Source organism: Burkholderia sp. SRS-W-2-2016 (assembly GCF_001931485.1).
GTDB lineage: Bacteria > Pseudomonadota > Gammaproteobacteria > Burkholderiales > Burkholderiaceae > Paraburkholderia.
This window is the reverse complement of sequence record NZ_MSDV01000060.1, coordinates 63,524-83,909: the sequence shown is the minus strand read 5'-3', so window position 1 is coordinate 83,909 and position 20,386 is coordinate 63,524. Positions and strand designations below refer to the sequence as shown.

At 64.6% G+C, this 20,386-nt stretch carries 13 protein-coding genes; 6 read left to right on the top strand and 7 right to left on the bottom strand.

Annotated elements, in window-relative coordinates; translation table 11 throughout:
- Window positions 1–133 precede the first annotated feature (133 nt).
- Entirely contained in the window at window positions 134–1,216 is a 1,083-nt protein-coding gene (locus BTH42_RS26210; protein WP_075304081.1) for a GlxA family transcriptional regulator, read from the top strand.
- Between the two features lie 25 nt (window positions 1,217–1,241).
- On the opposite strand, the gene BTH42_RS26205 is transcribed toward BTH42_RS26210, so the two are convergent.
- The 6 genes from BTH42_RS26205 to BTH42_RS26180 form a co-directional block, all read right to left on the bottom strand.
- Complete coding sequence (locus BTH42_RS26205; protein ID WP_075304080.1) at window positions 1,242–2,720, bottom strand: alkaline phosphatase family protein; 1,479 nt, start codon at window positions 2,718–2,720, stop codon at window positions 1,242–1,244.
- Window positions 2,721–2,857: 137 nt separating this feature from the next.
- Window positions 2,858–3,868, bottom strand: a complete 1,011-nt coding sequence (locus BTH42_RS26200) for a GlxA family transcriptional regulator (protein ID WP_075304079.1) — start codon at window positions 3,866–3,868, stop codon at window positions 2,858–2,860.
- Window positions 3,869–3,876: 8 nt separating this feature from the next.
- Window positions 3,877–4,779, bottom strand: a complete 903-nt coding sequence (choW, locus tag BTH42_RS26195) for a choline ABC transporter permease subunit (protein ID WP_075304078.1) — start codon at window positions 4,777–4,779, stop codon at window positions 3,877–3,879.
- Entirely contained in the window at window positions 4,772–5,947 is a 1,176-nt protein-coding gene (locus BTH42_RS26190; protein ID WP_075304077.1) for a glycine betaine/L-proline ABC transporter ATP-binding protein, read from the bottom strand. The genes choW and BTH42_RS26190 overlap by 8 nt, the downstream gene beginning before the upstream one ends.
- Before the next feature lie 193 nt (window positions 5,948–6,140).
- Complete coding sequence (locus BTH42_RS26185; RefSeq protein WP_075304076.1) at window positions 6,141–7,265, bottom strand: VIT1/CCC1 transporter family protein; 1,125 nt, start codon at window positions 7,263–7,265, stop codon at window positions 6,141–6,143.
- Window positions 7,266–7,511: 246 nt separating this feature from the next.
- Window positions 7,512–7,811, bottom strand: a complete 300-nt coding sequence (locus BTH42_RS26180) for a hypothetical protein (RefSeq protein ID WP_083654916.1) — start codon at window positions 7,809–7,811, stop codon at window positions 7,512–7,514.
- Between the two features lie 669 nt (window positions 7,812–8,480).
- Between BTH42_RS26180 and BTH42_RS26175 the strand changes: the two genes are divergently transcribed.
- The gene (locus BTH42_RS26175; protein ID WP_075304075.1) at window positions 8,481–9,572 is read left to right on the top strand and encodes a porin; all 1,092 of its coding nucleotides are present in this window, start codon (window positions 8,481–8,483) and stop codon (window positions 9,570–9,572) included.
- 97 nt (window positions 9,573–9,669) lie between these two features.
- Here BTH42_RS26175 and BTH42_RS26170 read toward each other — a convergent pair whose 3' ends face one another.
- On the bottom strand, window positions 9,670–15,990 hold the full coding sequence (locus BTH42_RS26170; RefSeq protein WP_075304074.1) for an autotransporter domain-containing protein: 6,321 nt from the start codon (window positions 15,988–15,990) through the stop codon (window positions 9,670–9,672).
- 1,011 nt (window positions 15,991–17,001) lie between these two features.
- Between BTH42_RS26170 and BTH42_RS26165 the strand changes: the two genes are divergently transcribed.
- Genes BTH42_RS26165 through BTH42_RS26150 form a run of 4 tightly spaced genes read left to right on the top strand, consistent with a single transcriptional unit; the run spans window position 17,002 to window position 20,338 of the window.
- Window positions 17,002–17,865 carry a branched-chain amino acid ABC transporter permease gene (locus BTH42_RS26165; protein ID WP_372237287.1) on the top strand — a complete coding sequence of 288 codons (864 nt, stop codon included), beginning with the start codon at window positions 17,002–17,004 and terminating at the stop codon, window positions 17,863–17,865.
- Window positions 17,862–18,887, top strand: coding sequence for a branched-chain amino acid ABC transporter permease (locus BTH42_RS26160; RefSeq protein ID WP_075304072.1), 1,026 nt, complete (start codon window positions 17,862–17,864; stop codon window positions 18,885–18,887). Before BTH42_RS26165 ends, BTH42_RS26160 begins: the two co-directional genes overlap by 4 nt.
- Window positions 18,880–19,644 carry an ABC transporter ATP-binding protein gene (locus BTH42_RS26155; protein ID WP_075304071.1) on the top strand — a complete coding sequence of 255 codons (765 nt, stop codon included), beginning with the start codon at window positions 18,880–18,882 and terminating at the stop codon, window positions 19,642–19,644. Before BTH42_RS26160 ends, BTH42_RS26155 begins: the two co-directional genes overlap by 8 nt.
- The gene (locus BTH42_RS26150; protein WP_075304070.1) at window positions 19,631–20,338 is read left to right on the top strand and encodes an ABC transporter ATP-binding protein; all 708 of its coding nucleotides are present in this window, start codon (window positions 19,631–19,633) and stop codon (window positions 20,336–20,338) included. The genes BTH42_RS26155 and BTH42_RS26150 overlap by 14 nt, the downstream gene beginning before the upstream one ends.
- Window positions 20,339–20,386: the final 48 nt, after the last annotated feature.

The following is a 20,386-nucleotide window of genomic DNA, read 5'->3' as shown; positions in this document are numbered from 1 at the left end:
GGACGGCCGGCCGCGGGCCGGCGCCGGCGAATTTGTTCGCGCCGACGCGGTGCTATGCTTATTGCACGCATTTGCAGATGTTTTTTGGTTGCTGGTACGCTCCCGCTTTCTTTTTTGCCGACCGGCCGCGCGCATGAATCCCGCTGACTCGCTTCCCCTTCAATCGCTCGACGGCGCGCCGAAGCAGCGCATCCGCTTCGGCATCATCCTGCTGCCGAACTTCACGCTGACCGCATTCTCGGGTTTCGTCGATCTGCTGCGCCTGTCCGCCGACGAAGGCGACTTCAGCAAGCCGGTGCGCTGTTCATGGAGCGTGATCGGGGAAACCCTGGCTCCGGTGCGCGCGAGTTGCGGGATCCAGATCACGCCGTGGGAAACCTTCGACAGCGCCGAGCCGTTCGATTACGTGGTGGTGGTCGGCGGCCTGCTGCACTCGGGGCCGGCCACCAGCGACGCGACGCTCGCGTTTATCCGCCGCGCCGCCGCGCGCGATGCGACGCTGGTCGGCATGTGCACCGGCGTGTTCTCGCTGATGCGCGCGGGCGTGCTCGACGGCCACCGGATCTGCGTGAGCTGGTTTCACTACTGGGATTTCATCGAGCGCTTTCCGACCGTCGACGAAGAGATGCTGGTGGCCGACCGGCTGTTCGTGATCGACCGGCGGCGCATCACCTGCTCGGGCGGGCGCGCATCGATCGACGTCGCCGCCGCGATCCTGCTGCGCCATTTCGAAACCGCGACCGTGCAAAAGGCGCTGCGCATCCTGCTGGTCGACGACCTGCAGAAAGGCAACGCGCCGCAGCCGCATCCGCCGGGTCTCGCGCCGGCCGCGCATCCGAAGGTCAAGCGCGCGATCCTGCTGATGGAGCAGCACGTGGGCCGCGCGCTGTCGCTCGACGAACTCGCGCGCAAGCTCGACCTGTCGCCGCGCCAGCTCGAACGGCTGTTCAAGGCGCAGACCGGCAAGGCGCCGCAGGCATACGCGAAGCAGGTGCGGCTGCGCACCGCCGCGTGGCTGCTCACCAGTTCCGACAAGACCGTCGCCGATATCGCGTCGAGCTGCGGCTTTTCCGATGCGTCGCACCTGGGGCGCGAATTTCGCAAACAGTTCGGACTCCCGCCGGTCATGTATCGCGAGCAGCGCGGCACCGCCGCCGAGGTGGACGACGGCTCGGGCTACGACGAGACCTTCCCGGGCCGCGCGCAGGCGATCTGACGAAGCCGGTCTGTTCAAGCGCGGCTTAGCCGCCGCTGGTCTGGAATCCTGACAAAGCCGCCTTCGCGCGCAGCTCCGCGAAGCGGTCCACGGTCGGATTGAGCGCCCGTTCGGATTGATCGATCGCCCCCACCGAACTCGACGACGGTGCGGCGGGCGTCAGCGCACAGCGGCCGCCGAACGGCCCCTGCGGCACCGTGAACGCCGGGGCGTCGGTACGCGGCGCGGCGTTGAAATCGAGCGCATAGGCGAGATTGACGGTCGCCGGGTCGTTGCCGCGCACGCCGAGCGGCTGCAGGCCGAAGCGCCATTGCAGCAGCGCGTGAATCGAACTCGGATCGAACGGATAACGCGTGACCGTGCCAGCGGGCACGCGCGGGCCCAGCAGCGCGAGCGGCACCCGGAAGCCGAGCTTGCCGTCGTTGCCGAGCGCATGCTCGCTGTTGCTGATCGGCCGGGTCGGCGGCACCACGTGGTCGGCGAAACCGCCCCATTCGTCGTACACGATGATCATCAGCGTGCGGTTCCACGTCGGGCTCGTGCGCAGCGCTTCGTAGACCTGATCGAGAAACGCCTGGCCGTTGCGGATGTCAGCGTGCGGATGATCGTCGCCGGACACGCCGGCCAGCTCGCCCGCGAACGTCGGGTCGACCATGCAGAACGGCGGCAGCGTGCCGGTCGCCGCCTTGCTGAGAAAGTCCGTGAACGGCTTCGAAATGCCGAGATACCGGGTGCCGTACAGCGCGGTGAACGGCACGTCGCGATAGTAGTAATTGCAGCCGACATTGGCGTCGCTGAGCCGGTCCCAGATCGTCGCGAGCGAGCACGTGTCGATGCGCTCGTCGAGCCGGTCCGTCGCGCCGCTGTGCAGGTACAGGCGGTTCGGAAAGGTGCTGGTCAGGATCCCGCTGAAGTAGAAATCGCCGATCGTGTAGTGACTGGCGACCGCGTTGAAGAACGGCAGATCGGCCGACTCGTAGTAGCCGATCGGCAGCAGGTCGCCCTGGTGCGCGCTGGTGGCCGGCGTGAGCAGCCAGCCGTTCATCTCGCCCGACGCCAGTTGCGTGCGGGCGCCGTCGTAGCTGTGATTGGGGTCCTGGTATGCGCACGCCTGATAGCCGTACGCGGCATTCGCCGCGAGCGAAAACGGCGTTTGGGTCGCGCCGAACGCGTCCTTGAACTGCTGGCTGGCGGGCCGGCCCTCGGCGTTGGGAGCCCAGCCGAGGTAGTGATCGAACGAACGGTTTTCCATCGTGACCAGCACGATGAAGTCGACACCCGAGCTGGCCGGCGCGGGCAGCGCCGGGCGCGGCAGGCTGTAGCGGTCGGCGCCGTCGGGCGACGGCAGATCGGTGACCGACGGCGCGGGCGCGTCGCCGCCGTCCGAGATCCCGCCGCCCCCGCCGCCGCAACCCGATAGCGCGACGCCGCCGGCCACGGCGGCTACGCCGGCGAGAAAGCGGCGCCGGTCGTAGCCCTGATTCTGGTGAGTGTCGTCTCCCATCACACCTCTCCTGGTTCAGATGCGGCGCGGGCGATCGGTTGCGGCCTCGCTGCCGCGAAGCGGAACGCGCCCGTCGAGTGGAGGGTGGCGGGCTGCTGTTGGCAGCAAGCGGCGGGCCTGGGGGCGAGACGGAGACGTTATCCCACCACCCGCCGCTCAACACTCGGCGCATGCCCGAACTGCGCGCGATACGCCTTGCTGAAATGGCACGGCGAATGAAAACCGCACACCGCGGTCACCCGCGCGATCGACGCATCGGTATTGCGCAGCAGTTCGCGCGCGCGGCGCAGTCTCAAGCTCAGGTAGTAATGCGTCGGCGATACGTTCAGGAACATCTTGAACATCCGCTGCAAATGACGCTGCGACAGCTTGACGAGCCGCGCGAGTTCGTCGAGCGATAACGGCTCCTCGATATTCGCTTCCATCAGCCGCACCACTTCGACCAGTTCCGCGCGCGAAAAGCCGACCCGCGCATCGACCGGAATGTGCTGGTAGTCGGTCGAGCCGCGAATCCGCTCGACGATGAACTGCTCCGACACCTGCGCGGCCGCCGCCTGGCCGAGCCGCAAACCGACCAGATGCAGCATCAGATCGAGCGGCGCGGTGCCGCCGGTGCAGGTCAGCCGGTCGCGGTCGATCACGAACAGTTCGTCGGCGAACCGCACGTGCGGATAGCGCTGATGCAGCGGCGACATGTCCTCCCAATGCACGGTCGCGCGATAGCCGTCGAGCACGCCGGCCGCGAGCAGCGCGTACGGTCCGGTGCAGATCCCGCCGAGCGGCACCTGTTGCTCGGCGAGATCGCGCAGCAGCGCGACCACCGTATCGGTCACGTAATCGCGTACATGCCAGCCCGCGCAGACGAACAGCAGATCCGGCACGCCGGCCTCGGCGAGCGTGGTGGTCGGCTTCACCGTGATGCCGTTGCTCGCGGCGGCCGGTTCGCCGTCCGGCGTGATCACCGACCAGCGGTAGTGCTGCGCGCGGCCCACATAGTTCGCCATCCGAAGCACTTCGACCGCGCTCGTGAACGCGATCATCGAAAAGTTCGGCAAGGTCAGAAAGCCGACGTGCGCGACTTTCGCGAGCCGCGGGTCGGCCCCCTCGGCCCGGGTGGAGTCGACTGCGGTGAGCGTGTCGCGCTTCATCGGCGTGATCAGCCGTGTTGCGCGGCCGGCTCGCGGCGCACCTTCATCGCGCTGCGCAGCCCGGCGAACAGCGGCGCGCGTGCCTTGCCCGGCGCGCGGCCGAAGCTCTCGGTGATGCGGTCCAGAATGATCGCCAGCATCACCACCGACATCCCGCTCTCGAAACCGAGCCCGATATCGAGCCGCTGGATACTCGCGAGCACGTCGTTGCCGAGACCGCCCGCGCCGACCATCGACGCGATGATCACCATCGACAAAGCCATCATGATGGTCTGGTTCACGCCGGTCATCACCGACGGCAACGCATTCGGAAACTGCACCTTGTACAGCAGCTGCCACGGTGTGCAGCCGAACGCCTGCCCCGCCTCGACGATCTCGTGATTCACGTGCTTGATGCCGAGCGCGGTCAGACGCACCGCCGGCGGCATCGCGAAGATCACCGTCGACAGAATCCCCGGCACCCGGCCGAGGCCGAACAGCATCGCGGCCGGAATCAGGTAGACGAATGCGGGCATCGTCTGCATCAGATCGAGCACCGGGCGCACAATCATCTCGACCGTGCGGCTCTTCGCCATCCAGATGCCGAGCGGCACGCCGAGCAGAAGACTGATCACCGTCGACGACAGCGTGAGGCCGAGCGTGATCACCATCTGATCCCAGAAGCCGGTGCCGTAGATCAGCAGCAGCGCCGCCAGCGTGAACAGCGCGAAACGCCAGCCGACCCGCCATAAACCGACGCCGACGAAGAACGCCATCAGCGCCCACATCGGCACCGCCTGCAAACCGTGTTCGACCGCCGCGGCAAAACTTTCGATGACCTTGCCGATCGTGTCGAAGGTCTGCGCGTCGTGTTCGAGCAGATAGTGAACGCCGTGATCGACCCAGGCGCCGATCGGAATGATTTCAGACATGGGAACCTCGATGGCGCGAAAGAACGTTCAGCACGTTCGTCTTGTTGACCGAACCGCAATAGGAGCCGTCGGCTTCGACGACCGGCAGCGGCGCGCGGCTGGCCACCACGCGCTCGACCACATCGTTGAGCGGCGTGCTGCGATGAATGGACTCGATCTGATTGAGTTGCGGCGACGCGCTGCCGCTCGCGTCGCGGCACACGAAGCCGCGAATCCGCCGCGCGCCGTCGAGCACGAACGCGTAGTCGGCGCTGCCGTTGAGCGTCGCGGCGACGCTCGACGCGTCGATCTGCGGCGCGTGCATCAACGGCACCGCGTCGGTCTGCATCAGATCGCCGGCCGTCAGGTAGCGGCTCGTGTCGATCCCTTCGAAGAACGCGCGCACGTAGTCGTCGGCGGGGTTCTTGATGATTTCCTGCGGCGTGCCGATCTGCACTACGCGCCCGCCCTCCATGATCGCGATGCGGGTGCCGATGCGCATCGCCTCTTCGAGATCGTGCGACACGAACAGGATCGTGCGCTGCTGTTCGCGTTGCAGCTCCAGCAGCACGTTCTGCATTTCCTTGCGCTTGAGCGGATCGAGCGCGGAGAACGCCTCGTCCATGATCATCAGCGACGGATTCACCGCGAGCGCCCGCGCAAGTCCGACGCGCTGCTGCATGCCGCCCGACAGTTCGGACGGCAGCTTGTGCGCGAACGGCGCGAGGCCGACCTGCTCGAGCACGGTCATCGCGCGCGCTTCGCGCTCCTTGCGGCCGATGCCGGCCACCTCCAGCCCGAACGCCGCGTTCGACAGCACGTTGCGCTGCGGCATCAGCGCGAACGACTGGAACACCATGCTCATGTCCTTGCGGCGCACCGCGATCAGCTCGCCGCGCGGCACCGCGGCGACGTCGCGGCCATCGATGAGCACCTTGCCGGCGGTCGGCTCGACCAGCCGATTGATCAGGCGAATCAGCGTCGACTTGCCGGAGCCGGACAGGCCCATCAGCACGAAGATCTCGCCCTCCTGAACCTCGAACGACACGTTGTGTACGCCGACGATCTGACCGGTGCGCGCGAACACGTCTTCTTTCGTCGCGCCGCCGGCCAGCATCGCGAGCGCCTGTTTCGGATTACTGCCGAATACTTTGCACAGCCCTTCGACCACGACCTTGGGGGAATTCATCGGATGCTCTCCTGGCGTGCGGAGCGTTGTCCGCGCATTGACTACATAGTTGCCAGAAAAAAGTGTGGGTTGCCGACTAATTACGACAACCACATGAGGAAATGCGACACCTGACAGCCGTAAGGTGCGCCTTGACGGCAGGGAAAGCGTTGCCGGGCAAGGGCTTGAGGGTACCCGGCCGGCGCGCCGCCGCTCACGAAATCGACACCCCCAGCAAGCGCCCGACCCCGAACGTAAAGCCCGCCGCGATCAGGCCGATCACGATTTGCCGCAACGCGGAAAAAGCCGCGCCGCGGCCATTGAACAACGACGTGAACACGCCGATCGACGCGAGCGCCAGCATGCTGAGCACCACGCACTGAACGATCGCGCTGACGCCCTGGCTCCACAGAAACGGCAGCACCGGAAAGATCGCGCCGAGCGAGAACAGGCAGAACGACACACCCGCCGCCGACCACGGATTGCCGCCGAGCTCGGCCGGATCGAGGCCGAGTTCTTCGCGCGTGAGCGTGTCGAGAGCTTTGTCCCTGTTGCGCATCATCTGCGCGGCGACGCGTTTCGCCTCGTTCGCGTCGAGCCCTTTCGCGCGATAGATCAGCGCGAGTTCATGCTCCTCGGCTTCCGGCTGTTCGTCGATTTCTTCGGCCTCCTTGGCAATCTGCGTGCTCGCCAGTTCGCGCGCATTGGTGACCGACAGCCATTCGCCGAGCGCCATCGAACAGGCGCCGGCGATCAGTCCGGCGAGGCCGGTCAACAGGATCGTCTGGTTGCCGGTGCCCGCGCCCGCCACGCCCATGATCAGGCAGAAGTTCGACACGAGACCGTCGTTCGCGCCGAGCACCGCGGCGCGCAGATCGTTGCCCGACGCGGCGCTCTTGTGCCACGACTCGGCCACGGCGATGCGCGCGCCCGGGGCGAAAGTCGGATCGCCGCCGGCCAGCGTCTGCACCACGGCCGCGTGATGATGTTCGTCGGCCGACATGCGGCCCGCGTCGCGTTGGCCTCGATATTTATTGCGGTCCGCGTATTCGGCCGCGGCGAGCGTCGGCAACACGAAGTTCGCGCCGAACACGCGCACGAGGCCTTTCATCAGGCGCGTTTTCACCGCGTGTCCGTGACCCTTCGGCTGCACGCCGTGGGCCTTCAGCTTGTCGGCCCACACCTGCGCGTGACTATGCTCGGACTGCGCGAGGTCCTGATAAACCTGCTTGCGGGACTGATCGGGTTCGACGCTCGCGAGCGTCTCGTAGAGGGCGGCGCTGTGCAGTTCGTCGGAGAGATTCGCCTTGTAGCGCCTGACTTCATGCTTCGTTGCCATGATCTCGTGCGGTTCGGGTCGCGTTGTTCACGGCTCAGCGTAACCGATTCGAAAACCGCGGCACGAAAGGCCCTAAAACATGGGGTGAGCGAGAAGCAATCGTGTTTTTATCTGCGTACGGGAGGGGGCGAAGCGGGCCGGAATTCGACCGGGAATTTCGACTGGGATGACAGCATCATGAAGGCAGTGAAAACACCCGGCGCCCGCTCGATGACCGATGCGTTGCGCCGGGTCTGCCGAGCGCGCTTACTGGCTTGCGCCGACCTTCTTCTGCGCTTCCTGCAGCTTGTTCGGGTAGTTCGGATCGTTAGCCGCCGGCTGGTAGCCCGCGTCTTCGAGCTTCTTCAACTCGGCGTTCTTCTTCGCGCGAGCCTGTTTGCGAGCGGCCTTGTGTTCGGCCTTAAGCTCGGCCTTGGAGGGCTTCGCGGCGCTTGCGGCCGGCGCGGCGGCATCGGTGCCTTGCGCGCAGGCGAGCGGGATCGTACCGGCCATGAATGCGGCAGCCGAAATCCCAAGCATGATTCGTTTGATAGCGAAGCTCTTCATAACTGATTATCCCTTGCAATGAATTGGTAATAAGTTGTAGTCCAGCTGTAAAGCGAATGCACCATAACGGATCAACGTAGCCACCCTCGCGAATCCGTCTCTGGCAGCTTACAGGCAAATACGCGGAATTGGGATAGCGCTTTCGAAGCCTGTTGCGAAGGCTTGGTCGGCTGCACGCCACGTGCTTTTCAGTCACGACGTCGCATTGTGAGTGAATTCCGCTATGCAGAATATGCGAGAGCACGGGAATAAGCATTTCAAATCGGTAGATTCCATATTTCTTAATTCATTACAGCCACTTACCCGGTCTATAAAACGCCGCGCGCGATTTAGGTGTTTTCCCTATTTTGGCCTGCATTGCAGTTTTTCGGTCGGTTTCCCTCGTTGACATAGTCCGAACGATCGTGCGAAATTTCGCCCTGCACTTCGCGTGCAAACGGCTTGATTCGCTGCGGCGCATTCGCAGTGCCGAGCGCGCGCGTCATCTGTGATCAGGAGATCAGCACACCTACAAGAAGCGCGTTCGATCTGCGGCCCCCTCGTCAATCGATCGATATTTCGCATTCCTTATCCGATTGCGAGGGAAGCTCATTGCCCAGCGAAACCGCCCCGCAGCACAGCACCTGTTTCGCCGTTTATCCAATAACGTAAAAACAAGGAGACAGCAGCATGCCGGCAAGTCATCGCAACAGGGTGGGAGCCATTCTTGGTCTGGTGGGTGCATGTGCGCTGGGCGCGGCCCCGCATGCCGAGGCCCAAAGCAGCGTCACGCTGTTCGGGATCGTCGATGGATCGCTGCTTTATACGAGTAAAACGCTCAACGCGGCGACCGGCCAGAATGCCGGTCATCAATACTCGTTCACCGATAGCGGGCTGTCCGGCTCGCGCTTCGGGATGCGCGGCGTGGAAGATCTGGGCGGCGGCATGCGCGCGATCTTCATGCTCGAAAGCGGCTTCAGCGTGGCCAACGGTTCGTTCGACAACTCGAACGGCAATCTGTTCGGCCGCCAGGCGTGGGTCGGTATCGATGGCCGCTACGGTAACGTCAAGGCCGGCTTGCAGTTCTCGCCGTTCTTCCTCGCGATCTACGACGCCGATCCGCGCGAGATGGGCTACTTCGGCAGCGGTCTCATCACCTATCTGAACAACGTGTACGTGACCGGCCTGTTCAACCCGAACGGGATCTCGTACACGTCGCCGGAAATCGGCGGCTTGCAGGCGAGCGGCATGTTCGCGTTCGGCGGCGCCGCCGGCAACTTCCAGGCGGGGCGTCAGTACTCGGCGAGCCTGCGCTATCACTTCGGCGGCCTGACGCTCGATGGCGGGCTGTACAGCGGCAACGCGGGCGGCAGCGCGGCATCGATCGCGATTCCGAGCGTGGTCGCGTTCTGGGGACGCACGCTCGGCGCGCGCTACTCGTTCGACAACCTCACGTTGAAAGCGTCGTACACGCAATACAAGGTCGCCGGTTCGTTCAACAATCGCGTGTACTCGGGCGGCGCGAGCTACGGCATCACGCCGGCGCTGAATATCGATGCGGGTATCTGGGTCACGCGCGACGCGAACGACGGCTCGAACAATTCGATTCTCGCGTCGAGCGGGCTCACCTATTCGTTGTCCAAAGCAACGGTCACCTATGCGCAGGTCGGCTTCGTGACCAATCACGGCGGCATGCATACCGGGCTGTCGGTCAACAATGCGCTGAATCTGCCGACCGGCACAACCGCGGGCGTGAACGTCGGCATCCGCCATACGTTCTGAACGAGGCCTGCACCGCTCGCGGCACGCCCAAAAAAGAAACGGGCGACGCATGCCTGATCGGCATTGCGTCGCCCGCGGGTTACATCTCAAGCGCTGCTTAGAACTTCATCTTGAACGTGCCCTGCACGGTCTGGCTCGTGTTGCCGCCGCCGAACTTGCCGGCGTAGTTCAAGCCGAGCGTGGTCGCGTCGCTCACCTTGAAGTCCACACCCGCCTGCACCAGCGCCGCATTGCGCGCAATCGGCACACCGGCGACGGTGAACGGATCGCTGCCGGCAAACGCGAGCGTCGACTCGGGCACGGTGCTGCCGAACGCGCGCTGCCATGCGAGCGTGCCGTTCAGCGTGACCTTCGTCTTGCCGCCGAGCGCGAGGTCGGTCGAGCCGCGCACACCCACCGTCGAGAACGCGGTGTTGGTGTTGCCCGACTTGCCGGCCAACGCCGCCGCGCCGCCCTGTTCATTGAACCCGCTGTTGTGCAGATTCACATAGGCCAGGTTGACGAACGGCTCGATCGTCGCGGCCGGCAGTTTGAAGCTGTAGCCGACGTCGCCGAACACCTGCGCGGTGCGGGCGTTATAACCGCCGCTCAGACTGTCGGAATAGCCGACGAACGACGGCGAACGGCCGGTGTCGAGCGAATGCCAGGACACCGCCGCACCGCTTCGCAAGCCCAGGTTGCCCAACTGCGTGCCGCCATAAACGCCGAGGTGATAGTTATTGCTGCTGGCCGACGAATTGCGGTCGTCTACATTGAGGTCGCTATGGCTGTAACCGGCCAGCGCGCCGACTCGCCAACGTTCGCCAACGAGCGTGTCCGTGCCGATGAGGAAACCGCCGGTGGTGCTGCTCAGACGCGCGGCATTGCCGTCGCTACCGGTGTCGCCCCACGCACCGAACGCACGCGCCCACACCGCCGGCTCCGTTTCGCGAGCCGAGCAGCCGGCGTTGGCGCCGCCCGCCGTCGCGATGCCGCCATCACCGCCCGCCGCGCAGAAGCTCTGCCGCACGCGGCTGATCGCGGTGTCGCGGATATAGCGGCTGTCTTCGATCAACGCGGTCTTGACCGACGCGTGCAGCTCGCCCGACAACTGGTTGAACGCGAGACGCGCGTTTTCGTCGTTGCTCTGCATGCTGACCGCGTCCTTCATCGCGTTGCCGTCGGGCAGCGTCTGCAACGCAGCCGCGGTGGCGATTTCGTTGCGCGTGTTGGCGGCATCGACGAAGTTGCGGATCTTTACCGACTTCAGGTAGACGTTGTTCGCGTCGTACACACCGGTCAGCCCGTAGAACGCGCCGTTCAGATCGCCGCTCAGCGAGTAGGCGCCGGTCACGCCGTCGGTTGCGCTCAACACCGTGTACTGCGCGTTGAGCGGATACACGCCCGGCGCGATCTTCTCGACATTGAGCACCGCGCCCGGATCGATCGTCGCCGCGCCGTTCACGACGATCTGGTCGGTGGTGTTGTTCGACGGATCGACCTGCACCTGGTAGGTCGAGCCGGCGGCCTGCGAGAAGTCACCGTTCACGTGCAGCGTGCCGATCGAGTTGCCCGGCGAGATCGTGCCGCCCGACTCGATGCTCGTCTGGCCGAGCGTGCCGTTGCCGCCGAGCGTCGCATTGTTCTGCACGGTCACCGCCGAATTGCCGAGGTAACCGTTCACGCTGAGCAGGCCGTTCTGCACGGTGGTCGCGCCGGACAGGTTGCTGTCGCCGGTCAGATTGAGCGAGCCCGAGCCGGTTTTGGTCAGGCTGCCGGTGCCGTTGATCGCATTCGCGAAAGTGGCGGCGCTCGACTGGTCGATCACCAGCGCGCCGTCGTTGACGATCGCGCCCGAGCCGAAGCTCGCCGCCGAGCCGACCAGCGTGCCGTCGGCGATCGTGGTGCCGCCCGCGTAGCTGTTGGCCGCACCGAGCGTCAGCGTGGCGGCGCCGGTCTTCGTGACGCTGCCCGCGCCGTCGATCGTGCCCGCGAACGTCGTATCCAAGCTGTTATTGGCCGTCAGCACGGTCTGCGCCGACGAACCCAGGTTCACCGCACCTTCGCCCGCCAGGTTGTTCGCGGTCTGTGAGAAGTCGTTCAACGCCAGCGTCGCGCCGCTGTTGACCGTCACCGCCGAGCTGTCGGCAAACGCGTTGTCGATGCCGGTGGCGAGCGTGCCGCCGTTCACGGTGGTGGCGCCGGTGTAGGTGTTTTGCGCCGATAGCGTCAGCGTGCCGGCGCCGTTCTTGGTCAGGTCCGTGCCGTTCCAGCCGGTGGCCGACGCGGCCTGGTCGGACAGCACCGTGTCGGCGTTGAAGGTTTCGGTTGCGTTCGCGAGCGTGAAGCTGCCGTTGCCGTCGGTTGCGCCCGCCTCCCACTTCAGGCCGAAGCCGACGCCGTAGCTCAGGTTATCCGCGCTCTTCTGCGCGGCGAGCGTCAGATAGTCGACGGTGCTGGCCGCGCCGCCGAGGTCGACCGATGTGAAGTCGCCGGTGATGCCGTTGGCGGTTTGAATCACGTTGAACACGGAACCGGTCAGCGCGCTCGCCGATGCGGGCTCAGGCGTCGAGAAGCCGGTAACGTGCAGCGCGCCGTCCAGATTCGCGCTAGCCGCGCTGACGACCGGCGCGTTTGCGCCCACCAGAATGTTCAGCGTCGAATCGGCCGCCTGCGTGAAGGTGCCGCTCGCCGCGAGTTGCGACGCGCCGTCGATCGTCGTGGTCGCGCCGCTTTGCGTCGTGTAGTCGGTCACGGCGAACGCGCCGCTCTGGCTCAGTTGCAGCGTGCCGGCGTCGACCGATACCGCGCCCGCGCTCGTCGCCGCATTCAGCGTCGCGGTGCCGGCCCCGGTCTTCGTGAGGCTGCCGGTGCCCGACAGGTTGCCGGACAACGCGCCGCTGTCGGCGAAGTCGAGTTGCAGCGCCGCGTTGTTGGTGATCGCGCCGGTGCCGAGCGCGCTCGCGCTGGTCGCGACGAGCGCGCCGTCCGCGATCGTGGTGCCGCCGCTGTAGCTGTTGATACCGGTCAACGTCAGTTCGCCCGCGCCGGTCTTGGTCAGGCTGCCCGCGCCCGTGATCTCGCCGGACAGCGTCAGATCGGACGCGTTATTGGCCGTCAGCACCGCGTCAGCCGATGAACCGAGGTCCACAGAGCCCGCGCCCGACAACTCGTTGGCCGTCTGCGAATGGCCGTTCAACGCGAGCGTCGCGCCGCTGGCGATCGTTACGCTCGAACTGTCGGCGAACGCATTGTCGATGCCGGTAGCGAGCGTGCCGCCGTTGACCGTGGTCGCCCCCGTGTAGGTGTTCTGCTGCGACAGCGTCAGCGTGCCGGCGCCGTTCTTGGTCAGATCCGCGCCGTTCCAGCCGGTGGCCGACGCCGCCTGGTCGGACAACGCGACGTCGAGATTGAACGCCTCCGACGCATCCGTCAGTGTGAACGCGCCGTTGCCTTCGGTCGCGCCAGCGTTCCACGTCAGGCCAAGGCCGACGCCGTAGCTGAGGTTGTCCGCGCTTTTCTGCGTCGCGACCGACAGATAATCGACCGGGCTCGTCGCGCCGCCCACGCTCACCGACGAGAAGTCGCCGCTGATACCGTTCGTCGTACTGATCACGGTAATCGTCGAGTCCGTCACCTCGCTGGCCGAACCCGGCTGCGCGGCGCTAAAACCCGACACGTTCAGCGTGCCGCCGAGCGATGCGGTATCGGCCGTGATCAGCGGTCCGTTCTGGCTGCTGACGTTCACGCTGAGCACCGAGTCGGCCTGCTGCGTGAGCGCGTTGGCGATCTCGAGCTGGGAGTCGACGCCGAGCGTGGTCGCCGCGCCGCTGCCGGTGGTCAGGCTATCGGACACCGTGAACACGCCGTTCTGCTCGAACGCGAGCGTGCCGCCCGTGACGTTGACCGTGCCCGCGTCGGAGTTTGCCGCGGTCAGCGTCGCGGTGCCCGCGCCGGTCTTCAGCAGCGTGCCCGAGCCGTTGATCTGGTTGGCCAGCGTGCTGTCGTTCGCGAAGTCGAGCTGCAGGGTTCCGCTATTGGCAATCGCGCCGCTGCCGAGCGCGCTGCCGCTGGTTGCGCCCAGCGTGCCGCCCGAGATCGTCGTGCCGCCCGTGTAGGTGTTGGTGCCGGCGAGCGTCAGCGTACTGGTGCCGGTTTTGTTCAGGGCGCCCGAGCCGTCGATCACGCCCGAGAACGTGGTGGTGGCGCTGCCGCCGGAAGTCAGGTCAGCCGTGCCGAGCAGCACCGAACCGATGCCGGACAGGCCGTTCGCGGTCTGGTCGAGGTTGTTCTGGCTCAGGTCCAGCGTGCCGTCGACTGCAACGGTGCCGCTGCCCGAAAACGCATTGGCGACAGTGCCGAGCAGCGTGGCGTCGCTCGCGACCACGGTCGCGCCGGTATAGCTGTTCGCGCCGTTCGACAGTTCGAGCGTGCCGCCGCCCTGCGCGGTGAGACCGCCGCTGCCGGCCAGCAGGCCCGTTACGTTCAGCGTGTTGCCGGCTTCGACGGTGGCCAGTGCATTGCCGTTAAGGTTGATGTTGCTGGTGGCCGCGAGCGTACCGCTGCCCGAAATCTGGCCGCCGTCGCTGACGTTGATGTTGTTCGCGTCGAGCGTGAAGAGGCCGCCGGCGACGTCGATCGTGCCGCCGCTTTGCAGGTTCAGCGTCTGCGCGCGCACGCTCGTTCCGTCGTTGCCCAGCAGCGTGCCCGCGGTGCTGTTGCCGGAGCTATCGGTGCCGGTGGTGATCGTGAAGGTGCCGCCCGATTTGCTGCCGTAATTGACGCCGTCGGCCAGCACGAAGTTACCGCCCTGCACCGATGTATTGGCCTGAATCGCCGAATCGTAATTCGTGGTCGCGCCGTTGTCGCCGTGGAAAACCACGTCGCCGTCGCCGGTCTTGTTGACCGTGACCGTCGAGCCCGCGATCGAGCCGAGCGGATCGTAGAACAGGATCTGATTGCCGGCCGCGGTATTCAGACTCAGCGTGCCCGACGAACCGAGATAGATCGCATTCGGCGTGCCGGTGCCCGCGACCGGCTGGTAGGACGAGTCGAACTGGACACCCTGTTCATTGCCCTGGAACACGATGTTGTCCGTCAGCGCGTTCAGCGCGACCGTGCCGGACTGCAGATAGATCGCGCCGCCGTTAGTGGACGCGTAGTTGTTGAGGAACTGGGTGCCCGATTGCAGGCTCACCAGCGCCGCGGCCGAATCGTAGTAGATCGCGCCGCCCGAGCCTTCGCCGGCGCCGCTGCCTGCCTTGATCGCGTAGTTGTTCTGGAAGATCGCGGCGTCGTTGAAGATGTAGCGGTAGTTGTACGACGCGCCGTTGCCGAACGCGCTGAGCGCGCCGCCGTACGCGGAGCCGCCCGCGCCGGTCGAGACGACATAGTTGCCGTCGAACAGCACGGGAGCGTTGAACTGCACAACCGACCCGCTCGAGCCGGGGTCGAGGTAGCCGATATTGATCGCGCCGCCGCGCGGATTGGTGACGCCGGTCTGCGCGCTGACGACGTGGTTGCCGGTGAACGTGGTGTCGCCGTTGAACGTGAGCGTGGACGCGCCGCCCCAGATGTCGATCGCGCCGCCGAAGCGGTATATCGCGGAGTTGTTGTTGAATACGGTGTTGCCGTTGAACGTCATCACACCGTTGTTCTGGTACATCGCGATGGCGCCGCCGTGGTTGTCGGTGGTGTTCGAGTCGAACGTGTAGTCGCCGTTTAACGTCATGTTGCCGGCGTACATCGAGATCACGCCGCCGCCGTCGCCGGTCGATACGTTGTTCGAGAACGTGACGCCATCGGCCCCATTGCCGGCATTCACGTTCATATACGTGCTGCCGGTCGTGCCGTTCAGATAGAACACGTTGCCGAAACCGCCCCGCAAGCCGTTGAACGTGACGTTGTTCAGGTTGATATTCGACGTATGCGCGCCGCCGTAGTCGTAGAAAATCGCATACGCCGAATTAGCGCTTTGTCCGACATTCAGATTTGAAAGCGTAATGGAATTATTATTGACCGCGCCAGTCAGGTTGAATACGTAACTACCGCTGCGCGTTACGGTATTGCCATTGCCGTCGAGCTCCAGCGTGGAATGAGCGGCCGTATTCAACAATACGGGGTTATTCCATGTCGAATTGGAATTGAGCGTAAAGCCATATGCGGAGGCGGACCAGTTCGTGCCGGCATTGAGATAAGTGCCGATATCGGTTCCCGCCGGAATTACCACCTGCGCCGATGCAAACGGCGCGGTCGCCAGCAGTGCAATCTGGGCGGCCGCCGCGGCGATCGGCTTTCTGACGAAAACACGCCCGATACGCGCGCTAGCGGCAATGGTATCGCTACCCGATTTAGACTTGCCGCTGCGCGCAACAAGTTCGGACACCGCAACCCACGCATTTAACGATCTATTCCAGATGCAGCGATAAGCCTTATTCATCTTTATGCCTGTTATACGAAAGAGCAAAAGGGTTCCCTCGGAGTCGCAATACGATCCGCCTGGGGGTATTCGGGGTTACTTGAGCATCGAAAGCTTGCACCATGCTTTCAATTTTTTTACGATCGTAACTTGTGGCTTGTCGTAGTGGGAATCGGACTAATCCGAATACAAACCCGATCCCCGGGGTTATATGACATTTATTGACAATGTCGATGTGAGGCGAAAAGCGCCGCAATATCGGTAAAAATTGCGTGAAAGGGTTGCCAAAACCGTGGCCCTTAAATGGCGCGTAAGGTGATTGGTATTGGCTGCACACTCGGAAAAGTACGATGCGCTTTCGGACTTTTCGCTATTTAACCGAGCGGCTTAATAGCAATAAAGACAACCGGACCCGATTTTTAAATGACCCAATTGCTGTGATCAAACGGCCAGCGCATATCGAATCGGGACCGCTTTAATCGGCGCGTTCCACTCGCCCATTCGCGTTAGAAAGTCGAACGCCAGCGCGATGTGTCGACAGACATGTGCGCCCCGTTCGATAGCTTCTGCATTGCAGAATAGGTAGCCCCGCGGTCCGCTCCATCAACGCGTCATTAGAACCCTGCCAGCCTTCCCCGCATCCGTACGATCTGCCGCGCCTTCCGCACGGATCGCAAGCACCGGCGCGGCTCATCGCATCGCCGCGCAATCGCTCGCCAGCGTCTCGCCTGCGTTCGTCAACCGCCTAAGTGACTTCCCTAATAATCTGCAATGCAGAACATGCGGGCGCAAAAACCTATTGACGAAAAGTGAACGCCCGTGCCAAATTTCTCTCGCACCACCGCGCCTTTTCGTGTTCGGCAATGCGCTACGAAAGCGCGCGGTTTCAAGCATCGGCGGTCGTGGTCCGGTTTGAACTTCGACCCGCGGCCGTCGCTCCGTCCGCAGCTGTCGCGTGTCGCCGCGCGGCATGCGCCGTAGTCGATGCAACGCACAGCGGTACGTCCAGTGGGAGGATGTCGAAGCGTGGATATGTTCTTGCAGCAGGTCCTCAACGGTTTGACGCTAGGCGGCATTTACAGCCTCGTCGCACTCGGTCTCACGCTGGTCTACGGCATTCTCGCGGTGCCGAACTTCGCGCACGGCGCGTTCTATATGGTCGGCGCGTTCGTGTCGTTCTTTCTGATCAGCCGCCTCGGCGTGAATTACTGGTTCGCGATGATCGGCTCGGGCCTCGCGGTCGCGCTGCTCGCGATCCTCGCCGAGCGCCTCGTGTTCCATCCGCTGCGCAAGTCTTCCGAGCTGCATCCGATGATCGCCGCGATCGGTCTGCTGCTGTTTCTCGAAGCCGGCGCGCAGGCGCTGTGGGGTGCCGATTTTCACCGGATGCCGACGCCTTATACCGGCATCGTCGAGCTGGGCAGCGTCAGCGCGCCGTTGCAGCGGCTGCTGATCATCGGCGCGGCTTTCGCGCTGGTCGCGCTGCTGCAACTGTTCCTGCGCTACACGGTGATCGGCGCCAGCGTGATCGCGATGGCGCAGGACCGCGAAGGCGCGTCGCTGATGGGCATCGACACCAACAAGGTGACGATGCTCACGTTCGGCATCTCGGGCCTGCTCGCGGCCGTCGCCGCCACCCTCTACGCGCCGATCAATCTGGTCTATCCCGCAATGGGCCAGCTGGTGATCCTGAAGGCCTTCGTGATCATCATTCTCGGCGGCATGGGCAGCGTGCCGGGCGCGATCGTCGGCGGGCTGATCATCGGCATGGCGGAGAGCTTCGGCGCCTTCTACATCTCGACCGACTACAAGGACATCATCGCGTTCGTGCTGCTGGTGGTGATTCTGTCGGTACGTCCCCAAGGACTCTTCACGAGGCAACTGCGCGCATCATGAAATTATTCGAGGGCAAGACGGGCTGGACGCTGCTATTCGCGCTCGGGCTCGCGTTTCCGTTCGCCGTGGCCAACGACTACATGCTGACCGTGATGTCCACCGCGTACATCTTCGCGCTGGCCACCGTGGGGCTGAACCTGATCACCGGCTACACCGGCCAGTTCAATCTCGCGCACGGCAGTTTCATGGCGCTCGGCGCGTATACCGTAGGTATCCTGACTGTCGATCATCAGGTGCCGTTCTGGCTCGCGTTCGTCGCCGCGGGCGTGGTGGTCGCGGTGTTCGGCGCGCTGGTCGGGCTGGTGTCGCTGCGTCTGCGCGGCCACTACTTTTCGATCTTCACGCTGTGCGTCGGCTACATCATGTTTCTCGTGATCGAGAAATGGGATTCGCTCACGCATGGGGTGACGGACATCATCGGCATTCCGGCGCCGTCGGGTTTCGGGCTGGTGTCGTTCGAGACGCCGCGCGCGCTCTATTACCTGACCTTCGCGTTTCTGGTGCTCGGCATGTGGCTGATGCACCGGATCGTCAATTCGCTGCTCGGCCGCACTTTCATGGCGATCCGCAACAGCGACGGACTCGCGCAATCGCTCGGCATCAATCTGATGCGCAACAAGGTGCTCGCGTTCGTGCTGTCGGTGATCTATGCGGGGCTCGCGGGCGGTCTGTATGCGGGCGCGGTGCGCTTCCTCGGCCCGGACCTCGCGGGCGTCGAACATACCTTCGACATGACGATGTACATGCTGGTCGGCGGCATCGGCACGCTGGCCGGTCCGCTGCTCGGCGCGCTGCTGGTGCCGTGGCTCACACAGTATCTGCAGTTCCTGCAGGAATACCGCTTCGTGGTGTTCGGCCCGATCCTGATTCTGCTGGTGATCTTTCTGCCCAACGGCATCGTCGGGCTGTATCACGCGCGCCAGCATAAGCGCGCGCGTCGCGCGGCGGCATCGAACGGCGGCGTCAATGCGGCGCAATCGTCGCGCGCGCCGCGGCCCACGCATGGAGACGGTCATGCTTGAAATCGACTCGCTCAGCAAACGCTTCGGCGGTCTCGTCGCGGTCGACGACGTCAGCACCCGCATCGAGGCCGGCAAGATCAACGCGATCATCGGGCCGAACGGCGCCGGCAAGACCACCTTCTTCAATCTGATCAGCGGCACGCATCTGCCCTCGTCCGGGCGCATCGTGTTCAAGGGCGAGGACGTGACCAGACTCGGCGCCGACCGGATGGCGCGGCTCGGCGTCGCGCGCACGTTCCAGTCGACCGCGCTGTTCGATCGCGCGACGGTGCTCGATAACCTGATCGTCGGTCACCGGCTGCGCACGCAATCGGGGCTGTGGGATGTGCTGCTGAATACGCGCCGACTACAACAGGAAGAACGGGTCTGTCGCGAGAAAGCCCGCGAAGCGCTCGACTTCGTCGGCCTCGCCGCGGTCGCCGAGCGGCTCGCCGGCGATATCTCGCAGGAAGAACGCAAGCGCGTCGCGTTCGCGCTCGCGCTCGCCACCGAGCCGAGCCTGATGCTGCTCGACGAGCCGGCCGGCGGCGTCAATCCTGAGGAAACCGAAGGACTGGCCGAACTGATCCGCAAACTGGTCAAGCACGGCATCACGGTATGCCTCGTCGAACACAAGATGAACATGATCATGAAGCTCGCGGACCGCATCATGGTGCTCAACTACGGGCGCAAGATCGCCGAGGGCACGCCGGCCGAAATTCGCGCGAACCCGGCCGTGATCGACGCTTACCTCGGGAGCGAGCATGCTGAAGTTTGACAACGTATCGCTCGATTACGGCAGTTTCCGCGCGCTCGACGGCATCAACCTGCATGCCGGCGACGGCGAACTCGTCGTGCTGCTCGGCGCCAACGGCGCGGGCAAGAGTTCGATCTTTCTGACCATGAGCGGGCTGCGCCGCGCGGCCGGCGGCAGCCTGCGCTTCGGCGATCGAGAACTGCTCGGGATGACGCCCGCGCAGATCGTCAGAAGCGGCGTGATCCAGTGCCCGGAAGGACGCAAGCTGTTTCCGGGCATGTCGGTGCTGAAGAATCTGACGCTCGGCGCGTACGTGCATCGCGGCGACCGCTCCGGCAACCGGCGCAATCTCGACCAGGTGTTCAGCCTGTTCCCGCTGCTCGCGGAGCGCAAGGATCACGCGGCCGGTTCGCTGTCCGGCGGCCAGCAGCAGATGGTCGCAATCGGCCGCGCGCTGATGGCGCGGCCCAAGGTGCTGCTGCTCGACGAGCCGTCGCTCGGCCTCGCGCCGCTGGTCGTCAAACAGGTGTTCGACGTGATCCAGCAGATCAATCGCGCGGGCACCACGGTGCTGCTTGCCGAACAGAACGCGTTCGCCGCGCTGAAGATCGCGCATCGCGCGTATGTGATCGAGAACGGCCGCATCGTGCTCGAAGGCGATCACGCGAGCCTGATGAACAACGAGGCGGTGCGGCGCGCGTATGTCGGCGGTTAGCGGCCGTTAGTTAGCGACGCTTCGCACCTCTACACATCTCATCCCGCA